General features: G+C 68.6%; 17 protein-coding genes. 10 read left to right on the top strand and 7 right to left on the bottom strand.

Annotation, left to right across the window (positions count from 1 at the left end; all coding sequences use genetic code 11):
* Nucleotides 1-5 precede the first annotated feature (5 nt).
* Genes WMF19_RS12275 through WMF19_RS12255 form a run of 5 tightly spaced genes read right to left on the bottom strand, consistent with a single transcriptional unit; the run spans nt 6 to nt 8,056 of the window.
* The gene (locus tag WMF19_RS12275) at nt 6-2,225 is read right to left on the bottom strand and encodes a hypothetical protein (RefSeq protein ID WP_437899252.1); all 2,220 of its coding nucleotides are present in this window, start codon (nt 2,223-2,225) and stop codon (nt 6-8) included.
* On the bottom strand, nt 2,222-2,662 hold the full coding sequence (locus WMF19_RS12270; protein WP_437899251.1) for a hypothetical protein: 441 nt from the start codon (nt 2,660-2,662) through the stop codon (nt 2,222-2,224). Before WMF19_RS12270 ends, WMF19_RS12275 begins: the two co-directional genes overlap by 4 nt.
* Nucleotides 2,659-4,545, bottom strand: coding sequence for a DNA methyltransferase (locus WMF19_RS12265; protein WP_437901618.1), 1,887 nt, complete (start codon nt 4,543-4,545; stop codon nt 2,659-2,661). Before WMF19_RS12265 ends, WMF19_RS12270 begins: the two co-directional genes overlap by 4 nt.
* Nucleotides 4,497-5,048, bottom strand: coding sequence for a hypothetical protein (locus WMF19_RS12260; protein ID WP_437899250.1), 552 nt, complete (start codon nt 5,046-5,048; stop codon nt 4,497-4,499). Before WMF19_RS12260 ends, WMF19_RS12265 begins: the two co-directional genes overlap by 49 nt.
* A gap of 2 nt (nt 5,049-5,050) precedes the next feature.
* Nucleotides 5,051-8,056 carry a BPTD_3080 family restriction endonuclease gene (locus WMF19_RS12255; RefSeq protein ID WP_437899249.1) on the bottom strand — a complete coding sequence of 1,002 codons (3,006 nt, stop codon included), beginning with the start codon at nt 8,054-8,056 and terminating at the stop codon, nt 5,051-5,053.
* Between the two features lie 800 nt (nt 8,057-8,856).
* On the opposite strand from WMF19_RS12255, the gene WMF19_RS12250 reads away from it, so the two are divergent.
* Nucleotides 8,857-11,457 carry a hypothetical protein gene (locus WMF19_RS12250; protein ID WP_437899248.1) on the top strand — a complete coding sequence of 867 codons (2,601 nt, stop codon included), beginning with the start codon at nt 8,857-8,859 and terminating at the stop codon, nt 11,455-11,457.
* A 44-nt stretch (nt 11,458-11,501) separates the two neighbouring features.
* Here the strand turns inward: WMF19_RS12250 and WMF19_RS12245 are convergent, their stop codons facing one another.
* Together WMF19_RS12245 and WMF19_RS12240 are read right to left on the bottom strand one after the other, a co-directional pair.
* Entirely contained in the window at nt 11,502-14,678 is a 3,177-nt protein-coding gene (locus WMF19_RS12245) for a helicase-related protein (protein ID WP_437899247.1), read from the bottom strand.
* A gap of 1,869 nt (nt 14,679-16,547) precedes the next feature.
* On the bottom strand, nt 16,548-17,861 hold the full coding sequence (locus WMF19_RS12240) for a DUF6361 family protein (protein ID WP_437899246.1): 1,314 nt from the start codon (nt 17,859-17,861) through the stop codon (nt 16,548-16,550).
* Between the two features lie 384 nt (nt 17,862-18,245).
* Between WMF19_RS12240 and WMF19_RS12235 the strand changes: the two genes are divergently transcribed.
* The 9 genes from WMF19_RS12235 (at nt 18,246) to WMF19_RS12195 (ending at nt 24,443) form a co-directional block, all read left to right on the top strand.
* Complete coding sequence (locus tag WMF19_RS12235; protein WP_437899245.1) at nt 18,246-18,395, top strand: hypothetical protein; 150 nt, start codon at nt 18,246-18,248, stop codon at nt 18,393-18,395.
* Entirely contained in the window at nt 18,392-18,742 is a 351-nt protein-coding gene (locus tag WMF19_RS12230) for a hypothetical protein (protein ID WP_437899244.1), read from the top strand. Before WMF19_RS12235 ends, WMF19_RS12230 begins: the two co-directional genes overlap by 4 nt.
* Complete coding sequence (locus WMF19_RS12225) at nt 18,723-19,370, top strand: JAB domain-containing protein (protein WP_437899243.1); 648 nt, start codon at nt 18,723-18,725, stop codon at nt 19,368-19,370. The genes WMF19_RS12230 and WMF19_RS12225 overlap by 20 nt, the downstream gene beginning before the upstream one ends.
* Before the next feature lie 161 nt (nt 19,371-19,531).
* Nucleotides 19,532-19,819 (top strand): hypothetical protein, encoded by a 288-nt coding sequence (locus WMF19_RS12220; protein WP_437899242.1) that lies wholly within the window; start codon nt 19,532-19,534, stop codon nt 19,817-19,819.
* Nucleotides 19,803-20,546: a hypothetical protein gene (locus tag WMF19_RS12215; protein WP_437899241.1), complete on the top strand. Its 744-nt coding sequence runs from the start codon at nt 19,803-19,805 to the stop codon at nt 20,544-20,546. The genes WMF19_RS12220 and WMF19_RS12215 overlap by 17 nt, the downstream gene beginning before the upstream one ends.
* 118 nt (nt 20,547-20,664) lie before the next feature.
* Nucleotides 20,665-21,603 carry a hypothetical protein gene (locus WMF19_RS12210; RefSeq protein WP_437899240.1) on the top strand — a complete coding sequence of 313 codons (939 nt, stop codon included), beginning with the start codon at nt 20,665-20,667 and terminating at the stop codon, nt 21,601-21,603.
* Between the two features lie 95 nt (nt 21,604-21,698).
* Nucleotides 21,699-22,850 (top strand): AAA family ATPase, encoded by a 1,152-nt coding sequence (locus WMF19_RS12205; RefSeq protein WP_437899239.1) that lies wholly within the window; start codon nt 21,699-21,701, stop codon nt 22,848-22,850.
* Nucleotides 22,851-22,859: 9 nt separating this feature from the next.
* Complete coding sequence (locus tag WMF19_RS12200; protein ID WP_437899238.1) at nt 22,860-24,029, top strand: vWA domain-containing protein; 1,170 nt, start codon at nt 22,860-22,862, stop codon at nt 24,027-24,029.
* Between the two features lie 21 nt (nt 24,030-24,050).
* Nucleotides 24,051-24,443 (top strand): DUF6573 family protein, encoded by a 393-nt coding sequence (locus tag WMF19_RS12195; protein WP_437899237.1) that lies wholly within the window; start codon nt 24,051-24,053, stop codon nt 24,441-24,443.
* Nucleotides 24,444-24,448 lie beyond the last annotated feature (5 nt).

The following is a 24,448-nucleotide window of genomic DNA, read 5'->3' as shown; positions in this document are numbered from 1 at the left end:
TGAACTCAGGCGTGGAATCGCGAAAGGAACGCCTCGAAGAGCGCGCCGGTGCCGTCCTCGACCGCGTCCCGGAGCGCGAGCGGCGCCGCCGCGAAGGCCCGACCTCGCTCCCAGAGCGCCCACGAAAGGCCGTCGGTCAGGATGGCCCGCACGAACCCGTCGCGCCTGCCCAGCCTGGAGGCGAGGTCGCGCGCCGTATCCCTGGCCGTCGAAACCAGATCGACCCCGCGCCGCCCGAGAATCAGGGCGGCGGGCCGCTCCACGGTGATGCGTTCGTCCTCCCGAACCGTCGCCTCCAGTGCGAAGATCGCAAAGCCGCGGGCTCCGCCTGCGTCGTCCAGCATGGGCGCGATCTCGCGCACCTGATAGCCGAGGACGGAGCACACGGGGTCGATCCAGATCGTCCGGAGAAGGGAGAGATCGGGCTCCTCCGCGACGGCCGAGCCCCGCTCCGCTAGGAGCGCGCGGAGTTTTTCCCGGAGATGTTCCGGGGAGAGACGCTGCGTATGTCGCAGGGTGACGGCCCCCAGGTCGCCGAAATCGAGATGCAGATCCCCAATGCGCTCCGTCTCGCGTTCCGCCTGGATCGCGGCGAGCAGGTCCTCGGCGGGCACCTCGCCGCGCCTATTGGCGAAGAGCGGCGGCAAAATCCTCGAGCGCGCGCCTTCCCAGCGTGCGCCGATGCGCCAGAGCGGCGGGGCATGAATGCGCAGGCGTGACGCATCGAGGTGGCCGAGATCGAGATCCAGGCTCACCGCGCCTTCGACGGCTATCGACTCGCCGTCGAGCTCCAAGGAAACCCTCGCGCCGGCGATCCCCGGGGTGCGACCTGCCTGCTCGTCCACCTCGAAGAAGAGCCGCTCCGGCTCGCGCGTCTTGTCGAGGCTAAGCACATCCAGCGCGTAACGGCCGGGGACGAGCGGCCCGAGCTCGACCAGGTGGTCGTTGCCCGGTGGCAGGGGGAAACGCGTCTGCCCGTGGGGCCCGGCCAGAAAGAGCACAAGCGCACCCGGCTCCTTCGTTTCGACGCCGGCCACACGCACGATCGGCGCGTCCTCGGGGCGAAAGCAGGCGTAGCGCTCGCCGCCTCGTCCGAGGCGGTACTCCCGCGCGGCGATGCCGGCGAAGCTCACGTCGAGCGCCGTCTGGGCCACCGCGAGGCCCATGCGCACGAGCCGCGCCGCGAGCTCGGTGGGCACCGGCGTTGGCAGCGTGATCTCGACGCGCTGCCACGGTGCGGGCGTGGCAGGGACGTCCACGGCGGCGAACCCCTCGACCGGGAGCTCGGGCGGGATCACGAGCCGATAGGAGCGACCGGGCGAGAGCACGGCGCCCACGAGGAGCTGGCCTGCCCCGGCGGCGTCGAGGCGGAATGCGCTCGCACGGCTGGCCTGGAGACCGGGCAGCTCGAGGGCCTTGAGCTCCTCGCCCAGGTCCTCGTCGAACGCGCCCGCAGACCACGCGTACTTCTCGGTCGAAGGGCGGACCCGCGTGCGACACGTGCCGCTGCGCAGGTTCGACGCGAGCACCGTGACCCTACGCTCCCCGGTTACGAGATCGAGCGTCTTGACGAACTGCGGGAGCCCGACGAGAGCGGTTGTCACGACGTACAGGTCGTCGTCGAGCTCGAGCGACGCCGTCCACGCGCTCGCCTCCGGCTTGCGGTCCGAGGCGGGCGAGGGGGCGAAGAAGGAGGCGATCGAGGCCTCCTGCCGCTTGTGAATCTGCGCGGTGGCATCAGGCGAGCTGAGGTCCCGCGGCGTCGGGCCTCGCGGAAGAGTCACCTCGCGGACGAACAGCGGGTCCGCGAGGAGGGAGAGGGCTTGCGCCTGCGGGTACGGGACCGGACGCGTGCCAGGCGGGAAGAAGAGCGGAGGGGACGCCTCCACCGGCGGGGGCGCTGGTGGGTCCACTGCGACCGGCCCGACGAGGGGCGGCGCGAGCCGCAACTTGCCGGCCTGCGCCCGCGCCTTGAGCCTGGGGTACTCCTTCAAGAGCTCGAGCGCCTGCTTGATAAGCGAATCAATCTCGACGTCGCTCGGCGCCGCGCCCACCTCGGCGAGAGCCTCCTCGACCTCGTCCGGGCCGCCGATGACGTTGAGCAGCTTGTTCAGTGCATTGATACGGCGGAGCCCATCGAGCCCGCGCGCCCGCGCGACGCGGGCGAGCATCCGCAGCGCCTCCGCGCTCCATGCGGCGAGCGTCCTCTCCGCAGCAGGGCTCATCGCGCCTCGTAGACCCTGAGGACCTCGTCACCGTAATGGTTGATGACCTTGACCCCGATGAGCCCGGAGGAGGGCGGATCGAAGGGCCGGCTCTTCGTGGTGTAGAGCGAGGCCCAGGTGTCCTCGTCGATCTCGGCCTTGAGCGCGCGCTTGAGCTTCTCGTAAGGGTCGTTGGCGCCGGTGAAATAAGCGTGTCGCACGAAGAAGCTATCGCCGCTGTACTCCGTGTCGATGAACCAGCAGGCGATATCGGCGGTCGTGTGGCTGCGGATCTCGCCGGTCGTGGGGTCGTAGACGTCGAGGCCCTTGATCTCGGCGACGAGCTTGCCGTCCTTCGTCTTCTGGAGCGAGATATCTGGCTCGCCGAAGACCATGAACAGGTTGCCTGCGCCGGTCTTCTTGAGGAGCTCTTCCCCCATGGCGAGGTCGGGGTTCATGCGGGAGAGCAGGACCGTGATCGACTTCTGCGCGGGGCTGCCCTTCGGCGAGGGAGGCGGGTTGCTTCCGTTCTTCGGGGAGAACTCCCTGGCGGCCTCGTAGGCGAGGGCATCGAAGGCGAAGCCGCAGACGACGGCGAGGTCGAGTGCTTGAGGGCCTCCTTGGCGGCGCCACGGACCTGCTCGGGGCTGACCGTACCGTGCTCGGGGCCGATGGAGATGGCGGCGCGGCGGATGGCGCCGGACTTGTGGGTGAACTCGCCTTCGGCCTGGATCCACTTGCCGGGGAAGGGGTTCAGGCGGTCGAAGAGGAGGCGCTCGTTCTTGACGGTGTTCTGGACGCCGGCCTTCTTGAGGTTGTCGAGGATGGTGGTGATGAAGGTGCTCGCATTGGCGCCGGCGGTCTGCGACTTGGGGACCGGGATGCTCGCGTCGAGCATGCGGTGGGGGGAGAGGCTCTCGACGGTGAAGGGCCCGGAGACGCGGATGCGCTTGGGGTCCTCGTAGGGCTGATCATAGAGGATCTCGCTCTCGGCGCGGCGAGCGATGGAGGCGTCGATCTCCTTCTGGCGGGCGCGGCGGAGCTGCCACCATTCGGCGTGCGCGGCCTTGGCCTCGGCGGGCCAGGAGGCGTCGGCATCGCGGTGGATCTCCCACTCCTCCCACTTCTTCTTGAGGAGCTTATTCAGCTTGGTGCGCAGAGGAGCGAGCTGTGCCCCGAAGCGGGCATGTATAGTGTCGACTTCGTCATTGTTTGCAATTGACTTCAGGGTGACATGGGGAACCTTCTGGTATACAAATCCTTGCCGGATGTCGCCGTGCCCTTCAAGGGTCGTGGCGGATCCACTGATCTCGCAGGTCTTGCGGATGCCTTCAGGCGAATCCACCAGAAGATAATAATGATATTTGCTGACCATTAGTCGCGTGCGTGCGACGGCGAGAGAAATGCGGCTGGTATCTGTCGTGATCCATCGCCGCCCCCACTGCTCTGCGACGGCGGCCGTTGTGCCCGAACCGCAGGTCGGATCTAGCACTAGATCCCCTGGATCCGTCGTCATGAGCATGCAACGCTGCACGACTAGGTTGGATGTCTGTACGACGTAGACTTTGTCTGAAGGCGCAGAGGTATCTTGCCATACATTCTGCAGCGGGGTAACCGGGTAATCCGAATGCTTGAGCACGTATCGCAGTGTCGCGCCCGACGCATAGGGCTGGAGGCGGTTCGCCACCGCAAGGCGTTGCATGCCTACGATGGGCGTCTTCCAGCACTTCCCATTCGGGAGCTTGTACAGCACGCCCTCATGCTCGAAATCATAGATGCCCGTGGCAAACGTGCCTGTCGGATACATCCCAATAAGCTGGTATACGCTCGAACCCGTAGGCAGCTTGCCGTGATTTGCGATCTGATCCGCGCTCATCTGCACGCGTTCGCCACCTGCCAATTCCACATAGTTCCAGTGCGAGTCGCCTTCGATGACGCTTTCCTGGTAGAGTGCCCGGTATTTTACTTCCGACTTGCTTTTGGCGTACCAGAGCAGGTAGTCGCAATTACCCTCAAGCAAGGAGCCGCCAAGCGGCATGGTCTTTTTGCGGAATGAGATCAGCTCGACGCGATTGTCATGGCCGAATATCTCGTCGAGCAGCAGCGCCATGTAGTCAAGATTCTCGGTACTTATCTGGACGAATATGCTTCCGCTGTTGGTGAGGAGCTCGTGCGCGGCATAAAGCCTGTCCCGCATGTAGGACAAATAGGAATGAATTCCCAGTTCCCATGTGTCTCGGAAAGCCTTAATCTGCTCTGGTTGACGAACGAGATCATCTGACTTCCCGTCCTTTACGTCACGCTTGCGTGTTGATACCTGCCAATTCGAGCCAAACTCGATGCCATAGGGCGGGTCAAATATATCATTTGAACCTTGCCCTTGAGCCCCTCCTTTTGCGCGAGCGAGGACATCACGACCAGCGAATCGCCGAGGATCATCCGGTTCGTCCAGCGCTCGTCGTGCTGGTAAAACTCGATCTGTTCCTCGAAATCGCGCTTCTGCTCGAACGCCTCGAACAGCCCAAGCTGCGGCCTCTTCCCCGCCTGCCGCGCCCGCAGATCCTCGATGAGCGCCTTCGGATTGATCTTCTCCTGGATGTAGATCGGCACCACCGGCACCGCGAGGTCTTTCCGATCCTGCTCGTCCTTCCCCTTCCAGACGAGCTGCGGATCCAGCGTCGGATCCCGCGGATAGAGCATCTCTTGCGGCGTCTCCTCCTCGTCCGCCACGAGCTCGCCCATCTCGCGGGTCGGGATGTTCTTGCGCGTGTCCTTGTGCACGAGCGCGTCGATCGGCGTCTCGGTCGTGGAGGTCGTGCTGCCGCTCTTCTTGCGTCCCGCCATGATCAGCTCTTTCCTGCCGTCGCCAGGCGCCCGAGCGCCCTTCGAATGACGTCCTTCGCGTTCCACGGGTCCGTGACCTCGACGAACGCCCACAATCCGTGCCCCTTGTCGTTGTTCACCGCGGGAACCCAGAGCTTCTGGGCCGTCTCCACCTTGGCGGCCTTGTCCTGCTCCCGCTGCCCCGTCACCTCCAGGACCAGGTGCAGCGGCCCGAGCGCCTCGTGCCGCACCTCGGCGATGAAATCGGGGTGATACCGCCGCTCGATCCCATCGATCGTGTACGGGATCGTGAAGCCGAGGTTATGGTTCTTCGCGTACGACTCGACCTCGTCCATGTCCTCGAGCGCCTGAGCCACCTTCTGCTCCCAGCTCTCTGTGTCCGCGACGACGTGGGAGATGTGGCACTTGTCCTCGCGCGTGAGGTACGTCGGCCGCGCCGTGACGAAGTCCACCCCGTCCGTCGTGCCCACGGCCGCGTCCGGATGGAAGACCGGCAAGACGTGCGCCTCGCCGTCGTGCGCGGTCACGATCGACCGGTAGATCTTGTCCGCCGCGTTGCTCCCGTACTGCGAGAGCAAGAGGAGCTGCGGGAACGTGTCGTCGCTCAGCGCCACGCACTCCGCGAGCCAGCGCTTCGCGATCGCGAGCACCTGCGGGAAGAGCCAGCTCTGCAGCGAGCCGTCGTTCTCCCGGAAATAACGCTGCAGGACGTGCCGGCCCAGCCAGAACGCGACCTCCTGCTCGCGGTGCGCGCGCAGGTGATCGAGCGAGTGGATCACCCGCTCGCCCATGATCGACGACATCTCCGTCTGCGTCGGCGTGTCCCGCGTCGTGAGCACGAGCCGCGCCTCGGGACCGAACCTCGCCTCGAGCCGCTCCGTCGGGAGCTCGAACCGGTAGCCGATCACCCGCGGGAACTGCACCCGCCGCGAGGCGCGCTCCCGCAGCGCGCGTACGTGCGTCCGCGGTTTGTCCTCCGGCAACGGCGTCGTCCCGTCCGTCATCGGGATGAACCGGAACGGCACGCCGTAGACCTCGGCGTACTCCGGCGTGAACATCCCGTCCTTGTCCGGCTGGTAGCTCATCCGCCGCAGGCCCCGGCCGATCACCTGCTCGCAGAGGAGCTGCGTCGTGAACGCCCGGACCCCGAGGATGTGCGTCACCGTGTTGGTGTCCCACCCCTCGGTCAGCATCGAGACCGACACCACGCAGCGCACGCCCTCGCCGAGCTTGCCGGGCTTGCCGACGGTGTTCATCACCTCGCGCAGGAGATCGCCGTCCGTGAGCGCCTCCGCGTCGCGCCCGGGGTGCATGCGCCGGTGCTCGCGCTTGAAGTCCTCGATCTCCTTGGCCGCGATGCGCTTGAACTCGTCGCTCATCGCCCCGCCCGCCTCGAGCTCCGCGCTGTCGACCAGGATGGTGTTGGGCCGCGGGAGCCACCTTCCCTCCTTGACGTTGCTGAAGAGCGCGAACCGCCCAGGGACGGGGATCTTGCTGTCCTCGGGGCCGGGTTTCTCGAAGCCGGCGATGTACTGGTAGACGAGCTGCGACACGGCCGTGTTGTTGCAGACCACGATGAACACCGGCGGCGTCGAGGCGCTGTGCGGCCCGCGCGTCTTCTCCCAGCGGCGGAAGAGGGCCTCGTAGTTCGAGTAGAGGCTCTCGAGCGCGCCCTCGAGCTCCTTGGGGAGCACCGGGTCGCGGCCGTCGGCGTCCTTGCCCGCGCGCTTCTTCGGCAGCGCGTCGCGCACGTGCGGCCAGAGCTCGCGGTAGATCGGCTGCTCGCTCTTCAGCGAGTTGTCCGAGACAGGCACGCGCGGCACCTTCACCACGCCGGCCTCGATCGCGTCGACGAGCGCGAAGTCCGAGACCACCCACGGAAAGAGCGTGCCCTCCTGGTAGCCCGAGCCGCGCAGGAAGAAGGGCGTGGCCGAGAGGTCGAAGACGGCTGGGACGCGCTGCTTGCCCCGGCCTCCCTCGGGCGCGCGCGCGGCGTCCTTGCGGCCGAAGTGGCGGTGGACGTGCTCGAGCCCGGTGATCCAGATGCGCGCTTCTTCCTCGCGCGCCTCGACTTCCTTGCGCTCGTCGCCGGTGATCTTTTCGTCGTTCGGCTTACCGCGGTAGCAGTGGTGCGCCTCGTCGTTGAGGACGATGACGTCGTGGCGCGGATCGAGCCCGCCGCAGACCCTGCGCACCATCTCGGCGGGCGTCTCCTGGAACGGACTGGGGACGCCGGCCTTCTGCAGGATCTCCTTCGTGAGCTTGGGCGCCTCGAGCTTCTCGCGGAGCTGGAAGGCGTGGTAGTTCGTCACGACGATCCGGAGCTGCCCTAGCTGCTCGCGCAGGTCGGCCGGGACGAGATCGAGCGCCCGGTAGTAGTTGCCCGGGTCCTCGGGCAGGAGCACGCGCAGGCGGTCGCGGATGGTGATGCCGGGGGTGACGACCAGGAAGTTCGTCGAGAAGCGCCTGTCCTCGGGGTTCGCCAGCTTGTTGAGGCCCTGCCACGCGATGAGCATGGCCATGACCACGGTCTTGCCGCTGCCGGTGGCCATCTTGAAGGCGAGCCGGAAGAGGAGCGGGTTGTGGGCCGTCTGGGCGCGCCCGAGGATGTCCTCGCCGAAGCGATCCTTCAGGGGACCGGCCGCCTCCAGCAGGTAGATGGCCGTCTCGACAGCCTCGAGCTGGCAGAAGAAGAGCTTCTGCTCGCGCTCCTCGCGCCGCCAGTGCTCGAGCAGGTGCCGCGTGCGGCGCTCGACGTGCATGTAGCCGCCCTGGCGCCACCGGGACACGCGGTCGCGCAGGCCGTTGACGAGGGCGATCTCCTCGCGCCGCTCCTGGAGGACCTCGCCGATGGTGAGCTGGGTGCTCTTCTTCGGCTGGGGGATGGGGATGAAGTAGCTGCTCGGGCGGCGGCCTTCGATGACCGTGTCGGTGATGCCCTCCGCGGTGAACGCGAAGTGCCGCGTGGGCTCGTGGAAGGGAGAGTTGAGGATGGGGTTCTGGATCAACCCACGCCTACTGCTTGCCGTCGTCGCTCGCGTCACCCGCACCTGCCTCGCCGTTGCGCCGGACGAACATACCGCGCGCAGGACCTCCTGATCCACGCCGCGACGGAGGGGAGACGAGCCTCTGTTGGCGACGAGGGGTCCTGGAATGTCTGTCAGGGGTGTTCCAACGTCAACGGGACAAAAGTCCAGTACAGATGTCGGCGAGCATGCGCTCGGCCTAGGGCTCGGTGAGGCCCTCGAAGGGCTCGAGGAGCCAGCGGCTGAGGTAGAGGGGAACCGGGAAAAGCCGTGGCAAGGTTCTCGTGAAGGAGCTCGATGAACGCGCGCCTGCCGAGCTTGCGGCGGAAGCGCTGCCAGCGGGCGAAGTCCGGCTCGGTGAGGTGTCGATGACGGAGGCCGGCGGCCTTCAGGCGGGCGATCGAACGGAGGGGGTCTCGAGGAGGTTTGCCAAGGTGGGCATCAACGGCGGTGACTGTCGCCGGATCCGAGGGGAGAGGCAACCCGGACGGTGCCGCACACGGGAGGACGCGGGAGGTTCGCGAGGCCTTGACAGGAGCGGGGCGACTGCTCCAAGCTCAGGCCTGCGCCAGGGGTTGACTTGCAGGAGGAGCCATCCCTCCCCCCCTAGACGGTGCCGGTGGCGACCCTCTCCGAGGGGGGTCGGACAACAGAAGCCCTTGTTGTAGCCGCCGCCTCATTTACCGCGGGGGGTTGTGGTTCGCGTCGCGCCGTCACCGGCACGATGCAGCAGGGGTTTGCGCTGCCTCACGGCGGCGGTCCGCGGCGAATGGTGGTTCGTCATGCAAAAGACGGAACTCGCGATGCTCCTGCGCGTCTCGAAGGGGGACGTGCTCAAGGTCGCGTTGCACATTTTTCAACAGCAGAAGCTAACCAAGGACGATCACGAATTTCTCTACCAGCACATCCAGGCGTTGACTCTGGATTTCCTGATGGAGTGGATTGCACGCAAGCCGCCGCGATCCGCGCCCATCGTGGAGGCGCTGTTCGCGCAGCTTCCCCAGGGCTCCCAGCTTGGATGGTTCGCGGCGAGCCTGGAAGGGTGGCCGGCCCGACTCGATCCGGAAGCGCTCGAGGATATTGCGGAGCGGCTGCGGACCAGGGTGGATGCTGCGTGCTGGTGGGATATCGCCAGGCACCTCCGAGGGATGAGCCCGTTCTTCCACGGTGTGCTCGAGCGACGGGAGGATTGCGACATCGCGGCGTGGCTGTTTCCGCACCGGCGCGACGACATGGCTTGCCGCGAGGCGCTGCGCGCCGCCGCGGCAAGCGGAGACAGAGAGCTCACCTCGCTCGACGTACTGACGAAGATCGGGGAAGGTCCGGCATTCCACGACGGCACACGTCGAGACGCTGCTGGCGTGGAGGAGGGCAAGGCGGAGGAGCGCGACGCGCAGCTGCCGCTCGTACCCGTGGACGCTGGCCCGCCGCAGGCCGTGCGGACGCTCCGGGGGCGCGCGAGCGTGGTGGCATGGCTCGAGTCGCGCCAGATGCTCGAGATCTTGAGCCCAGAGGACGCGCTGCCGGCCGAGGTGCCGTTCGAGATCTCGGACAAGCTGAATCTAGAGTTGAGACTGGGTCCGAGCGAGGGGCGCTACCTGCTGACCCTGGCACTGCACTGGCCTGGCGATGCAGCGGAACGGATCCGGGCGAGGGCGTGGTATGTAGCACAGTTCCTGGCGGCCGCCCGCAGGGGCGTGCGCTGGAGCCACCTGGTGACGGAGCTCGTGGGTCCGTCTCATGGGTTCGAGTTCGAGGGGGTCTTCAAGGGCCACACGCGGGAGGACCGGGCGCTGGCGGCGGAGTTGCTCGACGAAATCGCGTGGGCGTCGCTCGACGGACCGGTGGTTGCGCCCTGGCTGGTCCAGTCGGTGTACGCGGCGTTCCAGCGCGGCGAGCCCGATGCCTGGGAGCGCGCATTCCGGTACCTGGACCGCTGCTTTTCCGATCCTGGCGTGCTGGATGTCGATCCGGCCGAGGAGGGCAGGCTGGTGATAGCCTGCCGGAGCCTTACCGACGGCGGGTTCCAGTGGATGCAGGCCGGGGAACTGGTCGGCTGGGTCCTGCTGTGGGCGCCACTGCCTGAGGGCGCGGACGAGGCCTTCGAAGAACGCCTCTTCAGCTACATGGGGAAGGCCCCGACTCTCTTCAACGACGTGCCAATGCAGTTCGCGCGGCGCGTGTCGTTCCCGATCACCCCCGCGCGCGCTGCTCGGCTACTGGCCATGGTCCTCGAGAATCCGAACCTTTTGCGCGAGTTGCCGGCATCGAAGCTGAGCGAGATGGCGGCTGCTGTTGACCCGCTGCCGCCGGATCGGCTGCCAGCGCCGGAGGTGCTCTTGCGGCCATACCGCGAGACGTCTATTGCGGACGCCATTGCGGCGTACCGACGCCTCGGCGGGGCCGCCGCCGACGCGCGGCTCCACGGCTGGGCGCAGGCGCCGCTGCGCTGGGAGCGCGAGGGGGCCGGCGAGAACGTGTTGGGGTACGAGCTGCCGGAGGCTCCAATCCTCGTGTCGCTCCAGCGTGCGCAGCTCGCGCCTGATCTTCTGCTCACCGAGGATCTGAAGCAGGAGCTCGCCGCTCGCAGTCGGGGTTTACCGGTGCTGCCGGCAGCGAGGGTGCATGCGCAGGCGCCCTGGCTGCTGGACGAGGCGACGCTCGTCGCGATCGCAGAAGCGCGAGCGGAGGAGCCCGGCGAGCGCTGGTGCCGCTGGCCCGACGAGGTGGATCTGCCTGCCAGCATCGCGTCGGCGGTACGCCGGCGGGCGCGGGTCGTTGCGGACGGACGGGAGTTCCTGGCGCTCGCGCGCTGGCTCGCCAGGCAGGGCGAGCCGCCGGCCGATCTGGTGAGCCTGGCCCTGGACAGGATCGCACAGCGCCCGATGGCGCATGACGCAATGGACGAGCTGATGAGGTGGCTGGCAACGGTGCTGTCGAGCCGGACATTGTGGGAGCAGCACGGACCCCGTGTGATGGAGGTGCTGGTGCAGCAGAAGGCGTGGGCGGCCATCTACAAGTTGATGCGTGACAGCGCGCGTCAGCCGGACCCAGCGACGGGAGAGGCCGCATCGCGGCCCAAGCTCCTCGCCGCGATGCACGAGGCGCTGGCAGTGGTACTGCTGCGCCGGCTAAAGGCTGCGATCCAGGTCAGCGATGCGGAGACAGCATCCGCGGCGCTTCAGGCGCTGGTCGCGCTGCACCCGCCCTCGCGTTTGTCCCGCAAGCTTTACGAACTGAAGGGGCTGCCTTCGCCCTCGCCAGAGGTCAGCGAGTTGCTCGCTCTGAACCTGCGGCTGCTCCGCAAACGGACAACCGGGGAGGCTTCGCTCTCCGACATCGACGCCGCATTGTCGCTCCTCGCGGACACCAGCGCGGCTTGAGTAGCCAGCGGGGAGAGAGCGCTCCGCCCCCGCAGGGATGACGCTCATCCCGCGTCGCGCTCCTCCGGCGGTAATGGGCAAAGATCGATGGCAACCTCCCGCAGCCAGAGGCGGAGCTTCGCTCGGTCCTCCTCCCCTACCCTGTCCAACCGGCGCGCGAGCGCGCGGACCAGCGCCTCTTGATCCGGCTGCCCCAGGGCATAGCGATACAGCGCCAGATCGGCCTCCAGCGCAGAGAGCCTCCCCGCCTGCTCCGAGAAGCTCGGCATGACCGCCGAGCGCAAGATCTCCGCGCCCTCCACCTGCCACCACGGCACCAGCCCGCCGGCCGACTCCTCAGCGCGAAGTCGCGCCGCCAGGCTGCGCCAGGGGCTGCGGTCGTGCGGCAGATCCACGATGCGTCCAGCCAGCGCCCGCCGCACGGCCAGACCCCCGTGGCGATCCACCCGCCCCTCGCGCTGCTCCAGGTCCACCGGGTTGCTGGGCAGGTCCCAGTGGACCACGTGCCGACAGTAGCGGTGGAAATCGAGGCCCTCCTGGCCGATGGACGTGGTGACGAGCGCCATCGGCCGGAACGGCGAGTTGAAGGCGTCGCGCACCCGGTCGCCGCGCATCGCCTGCTGCTCCTCGAGCGCTCCAGCGCCGAGACCGAACGGCAGCACGGCATGGCAGCGGAGCCGCATCGCCTTGCCACGCAGCAGCGTGTGTACCTGTAGTCGTGCACCGTGGTGGACGCCGAGCACCTCGCCGAGCTTCTCCAGCGCTTCGGCCTCACCCTCCTGGTGCACCTCGACCGCATCGACGCCCTGGAGGGTGATCAGGTACTCATCCAGGACCGCCTCGAGGTTGCCGCCCCAGACCGCCGCGCGCACGGCGTCAGCGTGCGACCGCCGCCCGCCCCCCTGCTTCAGCACGAGATGCCACTCGGGTCCGTCGAGGTACGTGCGCAGGGGCCCCAGGCTGATGCGACACACCGCATCGATGCGCTCCCCCTCGTTCTTCGCGCCACCGAACACCCTCCGTACGGCGCGGTACAGCGCCACGCCGGGCCCCGTGAGCGCCAGATCGGCGAGATCCTCCAGATCACCCGAGGAGGGCGATCCGGCCGGCGCCGCCGCGTCGAGCGCCTGCCGCAAGGATCTGGATGCGCGCCCGTGCTCTTTGCCTTCCCTCGCGACCCAGGCCGCTGCTCCCTTGCGCAGCGCGCTCCAGCCGGCGGGGTTCCGCCGCTCCAGCGCGAGCGCCCACCCGAGCGGATCCCGCCGCGTTCGCGAGCGGTCCTCGCCGAGCTGCTCGACCAGCCGGGCGCGCACCTGCTCTCGTGCGGCGGCGTGGTCGAGCGTGCCGCTCGCGATCCCGTACATGGCCAGCGGATCGCCGATCGCGGCGAGCGCCGGGAGCGGCAGGAACATCAGCAGCAGCCTGCGGTTGTGCCCGGACGATGTGCCGAAGGTGAAGGCCTCGGCGGGCAGCGGGCGCAGGCGACGCTTCCCGCGAGGGCGCCGGCCGGCCCTGACCGAGCGGGTCCGGAAGTAACCGTAACGCCTCCGCCCTGCCGCCCCGCCGAACGCGCGCCGCTCGGCCTCGTAGCTGAGCAGCGTCGCGAGCGCGCGAGGAATGGCGCGGAACCTCGAGAATACCAGGGCCTTCGTGGCGCTCGGGAAGTCGGCGAACGGCCCGGCGAGCGGCCACCACGGTCGGGACGGCGGCAGCCAGGGGAGCTTGAGCAGATCCGCGGGCAGCCGCTGGAGCAGGCCGCGGAGCCTGGGATGGGCCCAGGCCTCATGGGTGTAATCGCCGAGGCGAGCGGGAACGAGGCGGGCCGTCTTCGCGAGACCGCCGGCGCGGCTCGAGTCGGCATGCTTGCTGGCGACGTAGTCGTTTCCCATCATCTGGAGCGGGTACGGGATCGAAGACCAGAACGCCTCGACGGCGTAGCGATCGTCGTCGCGGACGCTCTCCAGGAAATGCCTGAAGACGACGAGGTCCTGCGCCGTGACCGGCGCCTCTGCCGTGCTGCGCGTCCTGCTGCGTCGGTCCTGCGCGGGCGGCGCGAGGAGTTCGCGCTCGGTGCGCGCCATCACGCGGCGGAGCCGCTGCTCGATGCGCCGCTTGGCCTCCAGGGCCCGCGCCGATCCGGAGGCGTCGCGGATCAAGGCGTCCCGGTAGGCATCGAAATCGCGCTTCAGCTCGGCGAGGTGCTGGCCAGCGGTGTCGGCGAAGAGGAAGCGGAGGAGCTGGAAGAGCTCGTCGTGGTGCTGCCCGCCCTCGCGGAAGCGCGCAAACAGCCGGTAGGGCGTCGCCGAGAGCAGGAGGACCGCCGGGCGCCGGTCCTGCGTGTGGCCGCCAGCGCCCTCCGGCGCGAGCATGGCACGCAGGACGTGGTGAGCCTCCTCCTCGTGATCCCGTTCGCCCTCGTCCTCGTGGCCGTCCCCGCCCTCCTCGTCGTCGACGAGCATCTCGAAGAAGCGCTGGAACTCGTCGAAGATTACCAGATCCGGCGCAACGACATCAATGACCGCGAGGGTCATGGCCCGCCGCAGCCGCCCCAGCGTGTCGGTGAGAGACGCGTCGTCACCGTCTCGGAGCCGCTGCCTGACCGCGTCCGCCAGCGTCGAGGTCCATGCGTGCTCCTTCAGCCCGAGCTCGCGGCGCAAACGTCGCTTGAACGGCTCTAGGTACGCCTCGGCGTCGTCGGGCCAGGGATTGCTGTCCCACAGGCTTCTCCAGCGCTGCCCGACCGCTCCCTGCAGAGCACTACGGAGCCACTCGGACTCACGCAGCCCGCAGATCTGCTGGAGCGCTCGGCCGATCAGCACACGTTCTTCCGCGCGACCGCGGCCCGTGGTCCTGATCGATGTGTCCGGCGTGAGCGAGTAAAGATGGAACGGGGCCGGCCCCGGGCGCGGCTGGCTCGGGACGAGGCCGAGGCGATCCACCTGAACCCGGGCTGCCTCCCGGTCCTGCTCGGGCAATACCTCGAGCAAACGCGCGGTGTTCTGGTGGGCGATGCCCAGGCTGGAGCAGACATAGAAAATGCGCGGAGGCGACGCGGGGCGGCGCATGAGCTCCTCGATGACCCCGCGGGCGACCAGCGTCTTTCCGAGGCCAACCTCATCAGCCACCAGGAAGCGGCGCGATCCCGCCGGATCCCTGAGCGCCTGGACGGCCGCGGCGACCGTCGCCTTCTGGAACCGCTTGCACGTGGCGCCGAGCTTCACGAGTAGACCTCCTCGATCGCATGCCAGAGCGCCTGCAGCTCGGCGAGCCGGGGTTCCTCAGCGTCGGCCGCGGACAGGTACGCGGCGAGCGCGCGGCCGATCTCCGCCACCTTGGCGCGAGGATCGGGTGCTCTCGCCAGCGCCCGCAACAGGACCTCGACGCCCACGCCCGCCGCCCGATCGCCACCGGCATGATCCTGGTGCGCCAAGCGCGCCGATGCGCTGCGCTCTTCGCCGTCCATGCCGTCCGGTAGATCGTCGTCGAGGAGCCCGCGCAGGTACTCGAGGAACTGCTCCGGCGGCAGCGCGCTCCGGAGGAGGGCGCGATCGCGGGCATCCGGATCCAGGGCTGGCTCGATGCGCACGTGCTGGAGCCAGGCGCGCTCCTGCGCGTCAACGCCGCCGCCGGTGCGGAGGACGAAGAGGAGCAGGGTGCTTCGCTGCGCGAGCTCACAGCCGGCGAGCGTCATCGACGTCGCGCCCGGAGACCAGGCCCAGAGGTCCGCCGGGCGCGCCAGGCGGCCCACGCGGAGCTCGACATCGCGCGCGTCCGCCAGAAGAGGCGGGGTGTCCGCGGAGAGCTCCGCGCCTTCGGACGGTGTGCCCTCCCGCAGCGTGAAGGAGCGCGCAGCGATCCAGTGATGCCATCGGTCGAGCGCCTCCTCGTCCTGCTCCGGGCTGTGGCTGCGCTCCGGCAGGTGGTACTCGGCCGCGACCTGCTCCGACCAGGCCCAGAGCGCGTCGGCGAGGTCCACGCGCCCCTCGAGCAGCAACCAGGCCTCGACATTGGCGCCGAGCCACCCGCGGCCCGTGAGGTTGGCGCTGCCGATCAGGACCGAGCTCGTCCGAGACTTCCAGACCGCGATCGCCTTGGCGTGCAGCCCGCGCGCGTCCTCGAGCAGCTCGGGGTTCTCCGTCGAGGAGCCGTCCGCATCAGCTTCGTCCGGCGCCGCGCGGCGCGACGGCTCCTCGGACGCCGATGGCAGCGAGCGCAGGTCAAGGCGCTCCAGGTACCTCCGGCTCGAGGTCTTCTGTGCGACGCAGTTGAGATCCGCGGTGCCGGCCACGAGGCGTCGGTCCTCGGCGTTCTCGGAGAGCTTCGCCGCTGCCTCCGCCCCCTTGACGTCCAGGAACGGCGAGATCCAGAGCACGCCCTGCGCGCTCTCCAGCAACTCAGGCAAGATGGTCCCGTCCCAGGCACCGGTGCGCTCCTCGCCGTGGAATCCGAACCGCATGAAGCGGACCTTTTCCGGGTGCTCCCATTCGACCTGATCCACGTCCGCGAAGCGGTCGGCAAAGGGCGCGAGGTCCGCGAGGCGGCACGCGAACCGGACGAAATCGCCAACGCCGCGCAGGTTGGCTTCGCGCGGCCCCCGTACATATCCCTGCAGCGCGACGCCGAGATCCCACGACAGATCGCGGGTTAGGTTGCGTGAGCCCACAATGAGCACGTAGCGGACTCCGTCCTCCTGCTGCGCCGCGCCGGGGTGTCGCGCGCGGATCTGCCGAACCAGCCAGACCTTCGGGTGGAAGGCGCCTTCATTGAGCGGACGGTGCGCCATGCGCACGAAGCGGTCCAGCATCGGCAGGAGGGCTTCCTTCGTTCGTTCCGGCGCGTGGACGCATCCCTGCTGCGCCACGACGAAGACCCTCTCCGCGAGGCGCTGCATGGCGCGCAGGGCTGCGGTGAGCCCGAAATCCGCGTTATCCCGCGCGGTCCCGTCGAGGCTGACCAGCGCCGCGGCGCAGGTCACGAGGTCGAGCGAGTAGGTCGTACCGAGCGCGGCATCGGTGACGAAGCCGGGAGGTGGGCGGAGCCAGTCGAGGAGCGCGAGGCCCCCCATGGAGCGAACGCGCTGCTGCTCTTGATCAGACATCGGGCAAGCCCTCCTGGATGTCGCGGAGCATCCTGGAGACCATAGGCCAGCGGTAGTTGATGTCCGCCACCCGGACCGTACCCTGCCCGAAGCCCTCGCGACGCCCGCGGCCGTCACGCCGGGGGAGCCTCGCTCGCGTGCGCTTGCGGTCCCACTCCAGGCCGGTGAACAGCTCCAGGGTGGTATTGTCGAGGAGCTTTGTGTGGACGTCCGAGGCGCGCCGGATGGTGCTCACACGCGCCTGCACGTGGGCCAGAAGCTCCGGAAGCCGCCCCGGAAGATGAATATCGGCCATGAGCCCCTGCAGCGGCAGCTCGCACGCGCGGCGTACCGTCTCACCTTCGTCCTCCTCCCAGTAGCTCCGCAGGTATTCCCGGTAGTAGGCATGGTCATCGGGGAGAGGCAGGCGGCCCGCGGCCCGTAGATCCTGCTCCCGCAGCGCCTCGACGAGCGCGGCGTAGATCGCCCGCACCAGCTCGGCGAGGGCCGAGGCGCCGTCCGCCCGCTGGAGGGCCGCCACGGCCGACGCGGGATGGAGGTCGGGGCCGCTGTGATCGCGCTCGAACACCTCGGCTGCCCGGCGCATGAAAGGGTCTCCCCAGACGGTCTTGGCGGTCGGCCGGAGACGCTTGCCGAGCAGGGCTGCGGCCACGCCGAGGAGGCAGGGAGGGCGGCGCTGGGCGAGGCGATCCCGGAGGAACTCCGCCTCGTGGGGCGCGAGCTGGAAGGAGACGTCGGCGTCCTCCTGCATCCACCATGCAGGCAAGGGAGGCACGTCGAACAGGCCGAGCGGCTGCTGATCGACGCGGTCCTCGCGCGTGTGCACGTCCTTGCGCTGAATGACCCGCGCTCGATCCCATCGAGCGAGGAGCTGTGCTCGCGGGATCCCCTCGTAGAGGCGATACTCGCGCAGCGCCGACCAGTAGACGAAATCAGGCGGCTGGGCCGGCGGTGCCGGGTAGACCCTTCCGCCGATGATACCCTCGTCGTTCTCCTCGGTGTGGGTGCGCAGGCGCCCGGTCAGCCACTGCTCCGTCTTCTCCTTGAGCTCGCGCACGCGTTCGGCCCGAGCCCGCGGGTTGCCCGCGAGCCCCAGGTAGATCCACGGAACGAAGAGCAGGTAGCGCGCCCGGGTGTGCAGTACGGAGGTGCCCGGAAAGAAGAGGTCGGCGTAACCCGTATGGATCGCGCCGACACCCATTTCGTCGAGCACGCTCTTGTCACGCAGCTCCAGCTCGGCACGCAGCTTGCGCAGCGCCGCGGGGGAGATGTCGATCCAGCCAGCGATGCTCTGTGGTGATGCCATGCCACCCCGGCAGCGGAGTAGAGCGCACTCACGCAAGCAGCGTCAAGAGATGCGTGTAGCAGGAGGAAGCACAGGACGGGTGCGCGTGCGCTGGGCTGCACCCGCGGCAGAGAAAACGAGCGACGACGCAATAACCCAATTCCGCATGGGATAAGAACTTGGGAGGTCCCATCTATCGGAAGCTGCCATGAAGAACCACAAATTCCTTGTCAAAGCACTGCGCATCACTGCTGCGGTCCTCGCGATGACCGCCCAGGTGATCCTGGCCTGCGTGGGTTGATTTCTCGTGAGGCCCTGTCCACCGCGCCCCTTCATTACGGATCGCCCGTTTCCATTCCCGTCCAACTCGAACCGCGCCGTCATCGGCGCTCATGAGAGATCCCCATGTCCCAGAACAACGAGAACACCACGTCCGCTGTCTCCTCCTACGTCCTTCGTGTGTTCACGAACGAGGCCGTGAAGAAGGGTGCCGCCGCTGCGGTCGCCGGCCTCCTGGTCGCGGCCGTGTCGGAGGCGATCTGGCCGTCGCGGTGAGCGAGCTCATCTGTGAGGCCCTGCTGGAGCTGCTCCGCCAGGGTCTGCCCCGGCGCGTGCCAACGGCTGCGAGCATGCTCGACTGGATCCGCGAGACGGCAACCCCGCCTCCAGGTGTCGAGCTCTTCAGCGCCGACGGCGCAGCGTTTACCGGCCTCCTGATCGTCGACCGGAACCGGCCGATCTTCATGCTCGCCGCACGACAGAGCCCGGCGCCACGCATCCACATGGGCCCGTCCGTGCCACCCAGCACACCGCGCTACGGTTCGCCGTACGGCCAGCGCTCCCTGTTCGACGAGGACGACGAGTCCTACTGGCGCGACGGCCATGCCGGCTGGCCGCGGTGAGGCCGACCTCGGGGCTCAGCGCCCAGGCGTGCAGCTCGGGGGCGCCCTGGCCGCGCCTGAGGACGAGCTGCTCCGCACCGTGCTGCGCAGCCGGCGCATCGCGGACCGGCTCGCCCGCGCGGCAGGCGGCTGGAGAGACCTGAGCGAGCACGAGCTAGAGCGGCTCGGGCTCACGGGTGTCCAGCGCAGCGCCGTCCTGGCGTTGCAGCAGCTCGTCCGTAGCGGCTACCCCTCGCTGCCGAAGCACAAGTTCTCCTGCTCGGCGGACATTGCCCGCATCTACGCCGACCGGCTGGGCGGGCTCGTCTACGAGGTGATGCTCGGCATCGCGCTCAACGGCCGGAACGAGTTCATGGCCGAGCTCGAGCTGGCACGGGGCGGGAGGCACAGCGCCGCGCTCACCGTCGCCGATGCAGTGCGGCCGGTTATCCGTGCCGGCGCCAGCGCGTTCGTCCTCGTGCACAACCACCCGTCCGGGGATCCGATGCCCAGCTCGGAGGACATCGCGCTCACGATGGCGATGAAAAGGGCTGCTGACCTCGTGAGCATTCCTCTGGTCGACCACATCATCATTGGAGGTCGCGGCGGAGGATTCAGCTCCATGCTCGACCTCTGCATCATTCAGTAAGAAGACTGCCGACAGAAGGTACCGGCTGCATTGTCGAGCCGCGCTGGTCTACAGCCGCGCTGACGGTTCACCACATTACAAGGTCACATTCCTCAGGACGCCCGCCGGCACGAGCTCTCGTGCTCCGGGCGCCTTTCCGTTTTCGAAGAAAGGAACATCTCATGCGCGTCAACGGTCGTACACTCCGCCCCTCGACCCTGGCCGAGCGCCGTCTGCTCTTGTCGCTCGGCACCGCCTCCCTGCGCGTGCCGCGCAGCATGAATCCGTTCGCCGTCGCCCGGCGGCTGCGCCGCGCCGCGCTCGGCAACAGCCCCGATCACGAGTTCGCCCGCGACCTGGTGAAGGCGAAGAAGCGGCTCGACCAACTGCCGGTCCCCTCGCCGGATCTGGATCTTCCGGAGCCCACGAACCCCGACGAGGGCATGATCGTCCATGGCCGGGCGGCGTAGCGGCCTCGCAGGGCTGGAGCGCGTTCTTCGCGCACACGAGCCCGGGTCGCACAACATCGGGGATTACGTCGCCGAGCACGACGAGGAGCTCGCGGTGCTGCTCGGCGTCGACGACAGCGAGCTCCGGGCGCTGGCCCGCCAGCTCGATGAAGCAGCGGCTCCCCGGGTTCGCGCGCTCCTCCAGCACCGAGCTGAAGCCCGTACGCTGCGTCATCAGGCTGCCCGTCGCGACGCCGTCTTGGCGGCAGCCCAGCGGCTCGCCACGATGGCAGTCTGGCGGGAAAGCGCGGCGCTCTTGGATGTGGGCGTCGTCCTCGGCGACCTGCTCGCGGATGTGACCATCCAGCACATCAGCCTGGTGAGCCATGTCTTCGAGGTACATCTGCCCCGCAAGAAGCTGGTTGAGATTGCAGCGGTGCTTCCGAGGCAGTTCCCTGATCTGGTGAGCTGGGTCGATCGAGCTGGGCTCCACTTCCGCTGGCGTCAGGGGCGCGGCGGGCTGAGTCTCTACTCGCAGGCGGTGCCAGCCAGCGAGTCCGACCACGTCCTCCACGTCAACATCCCAGCTCCTGTTATCAGGAAGCACCGGCCAGCTCCGGCTTCAGCTTCCCCGGGACGTTACAGCCAAGACGCCCCACGCCCGAACCCCGCGAATGTAGCGCCAGCTGCCCCTCGCAGCGCGGGATGGCTCGCCGAGGCGCTCACTGAAGCTGCGTTCTCGGCTTAGCAATCCCCGCAGTCCCTCGCCCTCTGGTGGACCGCTGCTCTGGGCAGCGTGCGGTTCGATCCGCACAGCGCCCGCTCCCCTCTTCAACACACGCTCTCTACGACAAGGAGTCTACGCCATGAACAGCGCACCGGCGACGCTCGAGCGCGCCCAGCGGCGGCTCGCCGCCGCGGGAGGTCGCCACCTCGGCGATCTCATCTCCTGGAACACCGACCGGATCGATGTGACGCGCGAGGCAGCTCGCCGCGTCTTTGCGACCGAGGGGCTCGGACACCTCATCCCGGACATGGATCCGGCCACCGCGCTCTCGCGCGCCGCGGCCGAGGTGAAGCGCCCGGCCGGCATCTTCGTTCGACCCTTCGCGCGGCCCAAGGGGGACACGAGCGCCGCGGTCGGCGTCTACGTGCAGAAGACCCGCGAGGGCGAGGCTGGCGACGAGTACGTCTGCGGCGCTCGCAGCCGGGTCGACCGGCACACGGGCACCATCGTGGGCCTGCCGCCCGATGGTGCGCCCTCGATCGCCGAGGCCCTCGCACACGCCGAGGCCATGGCCGCCCACGGAAACCACCTCGTCATGCACGCGGAGACGCGGGACATCTCCTTCGCCATGGTCGCAACGGCCAAGGCGCTCTCCGGCGTGCCACTGCGGGACCGAGGCGGGTTCTACCTGCTGCCGCCGTCCACCTGCGGTGCCTGGCTCCGGCTCCGGCCGGGGCTCGAGCAGCTCGGCGTGAAGCCGATCCGGATCGAGATGCACGACGCGCCCGACAACGTCGCGGTCGCCAGGGCGGCAGCACAGGGCGCGCTGGAGGCGGACGTCGCGGAGCTCATCGCCGACCTCGACAAGGCGGCGTCCGAGGGCATGCGTCAGAACGCGCTCACGCGGCGGGTCGAGCTCTGCAAGGAGCTCACGGCCAAGGCCGAGCTCTACCGCGGCGTCCTCGCTGGTGTCGCTGACCGGATCACGGCGCGAGTCAAAGAGCTCCAGCACAGCTTCCAGCTCCGGCTCGATGGCGGAGATGGCGTGTCGTTCACCATCCCCGTGGTCAACGACTGAGAAGGCCGGGATTGCCGACGGGGAGACGCCTCGCCGTGGGTGACACCGCGGCGAGGCACCGGCGCAGCATGCCCGCTGCGCAGACACATGAGGTGATGATGAAGTCCACGACCAACAACTCGGTTGATATGACCTCTGTGCGGCACAGGTTCCGGACCGTGCGCGACAGCTTGCTTGCCACTTTCCGGGAGCGCGAGAACGCGGTCGAGTGCATCCTGCTCGCTGCCCTCTCGGGCAACCACGCACTGCTCGTGGGCCCGCCGGGTACGGCGAAGAGTGCCTTGTTCTTCGGATTCCTGTCGTGCTTCCCGGACGCGCGGAAGTTCCAGACGCTGGTGACCAAGTTCGGGACCGAGGACGAGTATTTCGGACCGGTGAAGCTCAGCGCCCTGAAGAACGATCAGTGGGAGCGCAACCTCGACGGCCGGCTCGCCGGGGTCGAGTGCGCCTTCCTCGATGAAGTGTTCAAGGGGTCCGACTCGGTGCTCAACGCCTTCCTGTCAGCGATGAACGAGCGGCTCTACAAGGGCAGGCCGATCCCGCTGCGGATGCTGGTCGGGGCCTCCAATGAGCTGCCCGAGGAGGAGAACCTGGCGGCGGTGTACGACCGCTTTCTGCTGCGCGATCTGGTCGAGTACGTGCAGGCGGACGCGACCTGGATGCAGCTCGTCGCGACGCCGCCGGCCTACACGGCCTCGGCCCAGATCAAGCTCATCGAATGGGATGCGGCGCGGGCGGACGTCGGCCGGGTGACGCTGCCCGAGCGCATCGTGCAGGAGCTCCTCCGGATCCGGAACGAGCTCAAGGTCAACGGGATCGTCGTCTCCGACCGGCGCTGGATCGCACTCACCCGCGTGCTCCGGGCCGCCGCCTGGCTCGACGACTGCGCCGAGGTCGAGCTCGATCACCTCGCTGTGCTCCGGTACGGCCTCTGGCAGAAGCCCGACGATCGCGCTCGCGTCGTCGCCGTGCTCGACACGGTGGACCGGAGCGCGGTGGCGAAGGCGATCACCGTTGTCGACGAAGCCCTGCGCGCGTACGCCCACCGGCCCACGGAGGCGGCGGCCTACCTGGAGGCGCTCCCCAAGCTCGCCGCCGACATCACGGACGCGGCCAAGCGCGTGCAGGAGCAGCTCAAGGAGGGCGTGTCCCGCCGGGCGCAGGCGCGCATCCAGCCGAAGCTGGACGAGCTGAAGAAGGTCCATGACGCGCTCAAGGCCGACCTGGCGAAGCGCTACGCCCTGTAGGAGGTCGCGATGGGGACCTTCCTCCAGGCTCGGCGCGCACACCGCGCCGTGGCGGTCGCAGCGGACCAGGATGCCGCTGCGGCCGGGGACATCTGGAACGCGATCGTCGGGGCAGGCAGCGAGCCGCTCGCAGGCTCGTTCGCCGAGGCGGTGCAGGACACCGCGCCGGTGGAGCACGCCGCGCTGCTCGCGTCCGATGACGTCGCGGCGGCGTACGCCTTCGAGCGGCTGTGGGGCTGCCTCCCGGCCCTGCCCCCAAGGGCGTCGCCCTTCGAGCTGCGCGGCATCGCCCGGGAGACGTGGGCAGCCTTCGATGCGCAGGCCCGGCGCGCCGAGCATCTTGCCGGGGGGTTCGGCTGGGACGTCAGCGCGGCGTGGACCCACACCCGCGACGTCGTTCTTGCCCACGGGGACCTCCACCAGGTCGAGCGCATCGCTCGCCTCGCTGGGCGCATGTACGCGGCGCTGCGAGGGGCCCGGGCCAGCCGGGTCCACGGCGTGCCCGCGGAGGTCTACTCGGTCGAGCAGGGCAACGACGTGTCCCGTCTGCTGCCGGCCGAGCAGGTGCTGCTCATGGAGCCCGTCCTGGAGACGGTCGTCCTGGAGCGGATCGCCTCCCGGCGGGCAGCCCAGTACGCCGTGCGTGGCGAGGCGATGAAGTCGAAGGGGCCGCTCGTGATCGCGCTCGACGAGTCCGGGAGCATGCACGCGGCGCGCAACGAGTGGGCGAAAGCCGCGACCGTCGCGCTCTGCCGCGTCGCCTTCGATGAGAAGCGGCCGGTCGCCGTGGTCCACTACTCGACCTCCACCGTGGTGCAGGCCATCGCGCCCCGCGATACGGAGGCCGTGCTGCGGATGGTGCGCCACTTCCTCGGTGGGGGAACAGCCATCGGCCTCGCGCTCGGCATGGCCGTGCAGCAGGTCCGGCAACTCGCCCACCGGGGCCATCAGGGCGCCGACATCATCCTCGTCACCGACGGCGTGGACGGGGACCAGGCGGCTCAGGAAGCGGCTCTCCGCGAGGGCCTGGCGCTCGGGGTGCGGCTCTGGACGGTGGCCATCGAGTGCGAGGTGGCCGAAACCTCACCGCTCCGGGCCAAGGCCGCGCATTACGTGCGCCTCGGTGGCGCTGAGCTCGCGAAGGGTGAAAGCGTCTCTCTCCTGGCCGGCGCCACGTAATCCCGACCGGAGAAAAACAACATGCCGGACGACGACGAGCTCGAATTCGAGGTCATCGAGGCGTACACGCGCGCCCAGGCCATCGCGGATGGCACCCTGATGGACGTGACGTCAACGGCGCGGGAGATGGGGGTCAAGCTTCCCGTCGCCGTGACGCACTCCGTTTGGAGCCGCTACATCATGCTGACTCCGGCAGCGCTGCGGGCCCGCAACGACGAGCACGGCCGATTGTGGGATGTGCTCTGGATGTTCCGCGCGGCGGCTCAGCGCGCACCGGAAGCGAACGAGATCATCTTCTCGCTGTACGTGGTCACCGACTCCACGAAGCCCTCGCCGGTGCAGCTCAAGGCGGTCTGCGGTCCCGGCGACAACGCCGAGCCCGTGATCACCATCATGCTACCAGAAGAGGATTAAGACTA

It is taken from the genome of Sorangium sp. So ce124 (assembly GCF_051525235.1).
Classification (GTDB): Bacteria; Myxococcota_A; Polyangia; order Polyangiales; family Polyangiaceae; genus Sorangium; species Sorangium atrum.
The sequence above is the reverse complement of the archived record's forward strand: the minus strand, read 5'-3'. Positions and strand labels throughout refer to the sequence as shown.

Bases quoted from the DNA above. Each gene is read 5' to 3' on its own strand.
- WMF19_RS12260 (WP_437899250.1), bottom strand. From the start codon at position 5,048: ATGGCGGGACGCAAGAAGAGCGGCAGCACGACCTCCACGACCGAGACG.
- WMF19_RS12215 (WP_437899241.1), top strand. From the start codon at position 19,803: ATGGCCGGGCGGCGTAGCGGCCTCGCAGGGCTGGAGCGCGTTCTTCGC.
- WMF19_RS12225 (WP_437899243.1), top strand. From the start codon at position 18,723: ATGCCGGCTGGCCGCGGTGAGGCCGACCTCGGGGCTCAGCGCCCAGGC.
- WMF19_RS12240 (WP_437899246.1), bottom strand. From the start codon at position 17,861: ATGGCATCACCACAGAGCATCGCTGGCTGGATCGACATCTCCCCCGCG.
- WMF19_RS12220 (WP_437899242.1), top strand. From the start codon at position 19,532: ATGCGCGTCAACGGTCGTACACTCCGCCCCTCGACCCTGGCCGAGCGC.
- WMF19_RS12200 (WP_437899238.1), top strand. From the start codon at position 22,860: ATGGGGACCTTCCTCCAGGCTCGGCGCGCACACCGCGCCGTGGCGGTC.
- WMF19_RS12205 (WP_437899239.1), top strand. From the start codon at position 21,699: ATGATGAAGTCCACGACCAACAACTCGGTTGATATGACCTCTGTGCGG.
- WMF19_RS12250 (WP_437899248.1), top strand. From the start codon at position 8,857: ATGCAAAAGACGGAACTCGCGATGCTCCTGCGCGTCTCGAAGGGGGAC.
- WMF19_RS12210 (WP_437899240.1), top strand. From the start codon at position 20,665: ATGAACAGCGCACCGGCGACGCTCGAGCGCGCCCAGCGGCGGCTCGCC.
- WMF19_RS12270 (WP_437899251.1), bottom strand. From the start codon at position 2,662: ATGAACCCCGACCTCGCCATGGGGGAAGAGCTCCTCAAGAAGACCGGC.
- WMF19_RS12275 (WP_437899252.1), bottom strand. From the start codon at position 2,225: ATGAGCCCTGCTGCGGAGAGGACGCTCGCCGCATGGAGCGCGGAGGCG.
- WMF19_RS12195 (WP_437899237.1), top strand. From the start codon at position 24,051: ATGCCGGACGACGACGAGCTCGAATTCGAGGTCATCGAGGCGTACACG.
- WMF19_RS12235 (WP_437899245.1), top strand. From the start codon at position 18,246: ATGTCCCAGAACAACGAGAACACCACGTCCGCTGTCTCCTCCTACGTC.